The organism is Massilia sp. LXY-6 (assembly GCF_051233485.1).
In the GTDB taxonomy this organism is placed as follows: Bacteria; Pseudomonadota; Gammaproteobacteria; order Burkholderiales; family Burkholderiaceae_D; genus Telluria.
This window is the reverse complement of the sequence record NZ_JBKFGF010000120.1, coordinates 1-505: the sequence shown is the minus strand read 5'-3', so window position 1 is coordinate 505 and position 505 is coordinate 1. Positions and strand designations below refer to the sequence as shown.

General features: G+C 62.0%; 1 protein-coding gene. It reads right to left on the bottom strand.

Translation table 11 applies throughout. From position 1 onward, the window contains the following. A partial coding sequence (locus ACI48D_RS26085) for a reverse transcriptase domain-containing protein (RefSeq protein WP_435574145.1) occupies nucleotides 1-505 on the bottom strand: 505 nt, incomplete at both ends.

Sequence of the window (505 nt, the reverse complement as noted above, 5' to 3'; positions counted from 1 at the left end):
GCTGGCCACGGCGCTCTTGCTTTCGTTGACCATGAGGTGCAACTTGGCATAACAGCGCCGTAGCAGCGCCATCGCCCGCTCGCCCGCCCTCACACTGCGCACATACACGTTCGCATCGTCGGCGTAGCGCGCAAAGCGATGGCCGCGCTGTTCCAGTTCCTTGTCCACTTCATCAAGCATCACGTTGGCAAGCAGCGGACTCAACGGGCCGCCCTGCGGCGTACCCTCGCTCCGCGACTGCACGACACCGCCATCCATGATGCCGCTGTTCAGATAGGCACGGACCAGCCGGATCACTCCAGCATCGTCGATGCGTTTCTTCAAGCGGTCGATCAGGATGTCGTGGTTGACCCGGTCAAAGAATTTCGACAGGTCAACGTCAACTACGACCCGCAAGCCGGACTGGACATACGCTTGAGCCGCTAACACCGCGTCCTGCGCACGCCTGCCCGGCCGGAAGCCGTAGCTGTGCTCGCTAAAAGTCGGGTCCAGTATCGGCTGCAGC